Origin of the sequence: Mucilaginibacter straminoryzae, assembly GCF_022953055.1 — a bacterium.
Lineage (GTDB): Bacteria > Bacteroidota > Bacteroidia > Sphingobacteriales > Sphingobacteriaceae > Mucilaginibacter > Mucilaginibacter straminoryzae.
In genome coordinates, this window is the sequence record NZ_JALJEJ010000021.1 from 1 (window position 1) to 4,162 (window position 4,162).

Annotated in this window: 4 protein-coding genes; all 4 read right to left on the minus strand. The window is 39.8% G+C overall.

What is annotated here, in order from left to right; all coding sequences use genetic code 11:
- Positions 1-165 precede the first annotated feature (165 nt).
- A complete protein-coding gene (locus MUY27_RS20690; protein ID WP_245133346.1) occupies positions 166-876 on the minus strand; it encodes an RHS repeat-associated core domain-containing protein in 711 nt (236 codons plus the stop codon).
- Positions 877-1,047: 171 nt separating this feature from the next.
- Positions 1,048-1,938: an IS1595 family transposase gene (locus tag MUY27_RS20490; RefSeq protein ID WP_245133348.1), complete on the minus strand. Its 891-nt coding sequence runs from the start codon at positions 1,936-1,938 to the stop codon at positions 1,048-1,050.
- Between the two features lie 68 nt (positions 1,939-2,006).
- Positions 2,007-2,465 carry a hypothetical protein gene (locus tag MUY27_RS20495; protein WP_245133350.1) on the minus strand — a complete coding sequence of 153 codons (459 nt, stop codon included), beginning with the start codon at positions 2,463-2,465 and terminating at the stop codon, positions 2,007-2,009.
- 159 nt (positions 2,466-2,624) lie between these two features.
- A complete protein-coding gene (locus tag MUY27_RS20500) occupies positions 2,625-4,016 on the minus strand; it encodes an RHS repeat domain-containing protein (protein ID WP_245133352.1) in 1,392 nt (463 codons plus the stop codon).
- Positions 4,017-4,162 lie beyond the last annotated feature (146 nt).

A 4,162-nucleotide genomic window follows, 5' to 3' on the forward strand; every position in this document is an offset into this window, starting at 1 on the left:
TCCTGCACAACGATCAAATAATAAAGGGAATTCTACTTGGGATGACATGTTAATTGAAGTTTGGTACCTACAATTTAACACTTTAATGCCCGTTGGTGAATTCCCCTTTCATGAATGTTTTGTTCTTTATACTACACAATTCATGCAAAAAAGGGGTCAATCATTCTATACAATATAATTGTAAGGAGACCATCGCCGGCTTACCTCTGCCAAAGGATCAACACTCGTCCATCTTGCTATTACCCGGTCATAGAACCGCGCGCCATAATCGTATTGCATCAATCCAAATTCGGTTTGTAGTTCTTTGTCGTTATACTTGTAACGGTTTTCTGGCGAAGTTGTGGCATTGGTCGGGCGGTATACCTGCTGGCCAAAAGGATAATAGTCATTGCGTTCTAGTGGTGTACCATCTTGTTTTAGTAATAGCTGGGTATTACCTAACTGGTCTTTCAGCATATAATCATAGCTAAACCCGCCGTTTCCGATCGGCACCGCCCGACCCTCTTCGGTTTGGATGAGTTCAATCGAACCATTGTTATATTCTATACCGCCAACATAATCCCTTACTAATCCTCCTACTGATTTCCTGACTTTTGCTCCCGTAGATAACCACACATTATTCAAAACCTCTCCCGTAGAAGGTTTGGTGATAGTTTTAGGTAAATCTAACACATTATAATCAATGTGGACACCCTTACCGCTATCGTCAGTCTGGTTGCCGTTATACGCATATGTATTGGTACAGCCCGGATTACGTGTCAGGCTCAGGATATTGCCTAAGTAATCGTAACCGATGTTACTCTCATTGAAGGCTTCGTCGGAAGTTCCGCTGGTAATCCGGTTCAACGCATCGTAGCTATAAGCATAATTATGCACCTATTTAAACTGGCACGAGTTACAAACTCGCGCCAGCAAGGGAGCTATAGACACCCGCGCACCAGCACAAGTATTGCTTTGAAAACTCATAACCCCAAAAGCTCTCAATGCCAGTAGTATCGGCAATCTCATCTATTACAAATGCAGCTTCCTAAAAAGAGTAATAGCCCATTAAGTGACAGCGGCGATTTTATTGATTAGCACATCAAAAATGAGCCTGTTGTCACGATGATTGTATTTAAAAGTGAATTCATCAAGATAAGACTGTAGATAGCGGGCTGATATTTTATGGTATTGACCATAAATACCACGCTTAAGTAATGTCCAAAAGCCCTCAATGGTATTGGTATGGTATTTACCCCTTGCGTATTGTTCCTTGTCCTTATTTAACACCTGATGCTCCCGGAAGATTTTGCTTAGACCGGCATAGCCGCCAAAGCCATCAGTAACAATGGTGGCGTCCTTACTGACCGTTTTTTCAATAATCGGTTTGATCGTTACACCATGCGCTTTATCGACTACCTGAAGCCTTATTCTACCATCCCGCTCTAATAAGCCGATCACTGGCTGTTTATCCTGGTAACCTGTGATTTGCAATTTATTATCACGTCTGGCCTGACGTTTTTTCTTTGAATGGTTTGCTTTCTTGCCTCCTATGTATGTTTCATCAATCTCAACAATCCCTTTAAACAGACTAACATCTTCGCCTTCTTGCATCGCCTTACGAATACGCATCTGTAAATACCAGCCTGTTTTACGATTAACACCCAGATCGCGACTCAACTGCCGTGCAGATAAGCCTTTTTTCGCATTTAAGATCAGTGATATGGCTAAAAACCACTGGGTAAGCGGCAGTTTAGTACTTTCAAAAATTGTTCCCACCAAAACGCTATAGCTTCGGTTACAGCCATGGCATTGATGACGATAAGTTTCGTGTCGCTTACTACTTCGTTTACTATTGCAATAAGGGCACTCCGGCTCGTTTTGCCATCTTAATCCTTCCAGATAAGCTATGCAGCTTGACTGATCCGGAAAACGATTGATCGTTTCTATGATGTTCATTTCCATAAATATACATATTTTTTATGTCTTTTTATGGGCTATTACTCTAAAAAGAGGCTCTACTTGGACTAATTTGGTTTCAACTCTTTAAAGTAGGAAGGATTATCAAATAAGTAAGGAAGTATAAAATACTCTTTATCATTCCCAGTATCTAGTATAGAAATACATTTTTTATTACTATTACCAAACATAAAAAATGAAGCTTTTATTTGATATTTTGTTTTTTCAATTCTTATGACCTTTCCGTTTATCAAACGAATATCTATCCCTAAATCATCAATTTCAATGCTATCTACCAATTTCTCATAACGTTTAATAGCTCGAAGAGGAAAAAAAAGGCAAAAAAAACTAGTGAGGCTTGAAATAAGAACGAAAACAATTAGAAATATCCACAAGTTTTCATCGTTTGGTAAATTGAAATAACACATAAAATAGTTGATTATTAAAAACATTGGAGTTCCAATAAACATAGTTCTCCTGTAAGAATTTACATATTCTTTCACTTTACCTTTGCCTATTTGAAGCATATTGTAACTTTTATTTTCTGTATGCACTTTTCACTGAGTTAATACTATTATAGGTTGCATAACTACCTGCATAATACGATGCAACTGCTGAACCTAAATTATATAGTGTGGGATTTTGAAATAGAGATTTCAGTGCAGAAACATTACCAGCTGGTGATATCATGAGTAACACATCATTGCTAGTCCCAAAACGCTTTGCGCCTTGCCGACTGTAAAAATAGATACGCCATTTGTACCATCATAAAGCTTTCCAATTATCGCTCTGATATTTGTTGGGATTATATCGCCAATCTTTTTATTTAGTGTTAAATAAGACACCATTCGTCCTCCATTGGCAACAACGCTATAATAACCATCGACCACTAAACCTGTACTTAATCCAGCTGTCTCTAGCTCTGCTGCTAACCCTGTACCTATTTCTGCCACTCCTCCAAACGTTCCAATTGCCGCATCAAAAAATCCTTTTCCATCTACCCGTTCACCCTTGTTGTCCTTTTTCTTCTTTTTATTTTTATCATCGCCTCCCGCAAGTCGTTCTGGTTTGTTGACTGCGGCATCTATTAGCGATTTAACTCCGGAACTTTGCGATGTTCCGAGTTCATTGTCATAGTTATCTAAGTTATATCGATGATTAATCGGTGCTTCGTCATCGCCAATTTCACTTCCGTCGCCTAAAGCAGTTCGATCACGATCTTTTTGTAATGGATCAATGTTACTTAGACGCTCAAATAGGGCGTCGATATCTAACATCCCATCAGGGTCAATTTTTCTAATCGGATTATTTGTTACATAATTGTAAGGAGACCAACGCCGGCTTACCTCTGCTAAAGGATCAACGCTCGTCCACCTTCCAATTACTGGGTCATAAAAGCGCGCGCCATAATCGTACTGCATTAAACCAAGTTCAGTCTGTAGCTCTTTGTCGTTATACTTGTAACGGTTTTCTGGCGAAGTTGTGGCATTGGTCTGACGGTACACCTGTTGGCCAAAAGGATAATAGTCATTGCGTTCTAGTGGTGTACCATCTTGTTTTAGTAATACCCGGGTATTACCTAACTGGTCTTTCAGCATATAATCATAGCTAAACCCGCCGTTTCCGGTTGGCACCGCCCGACCCTCTTCGGTTTGGATGAGTTCAATCGAACCGTTGCTATATTCGATACCACCAACATAATCCCTTACCAATCCACCAACTGATTTCCTAACCTTTGCCCCAGTAGATAGCCATACATTATTCATTACCTCGCCTGTTGAAGATTTGGTGATGGTTTTAGGTAAATTTAACACATTATAATCAATGTGGATACCCTTACCGCTATCATCTGTCTGGTTACCGTTCCCATCGTAAACGTAAGAACTGTTAACAAAGCCAGAAATTCCTGTTAAACGGTTGCCGTTATAAGTGTAGGCATTGGTACCGCCTGGGTTACGGGTAAGGCTCAGGATATTGCCTAAGTAATCGTAACCGATATTACTCTCATTAAAGGCTTCGTCGGAAGTTCCGCTGATAATCCGCTTCAACGCATCGTAGCTATAAGCATAATTATACATGTATTGAGATTGGCACGAGCTAAAAGTGGCTGTTGCACAACTACGTTAATACGCGGGGGATATAAAACTTTTCGGACTTTGATTGCCATATGACTACTGTATTTGTGATGAAGCAGATAGTTTCTCTATAGCGACTTATTACTACT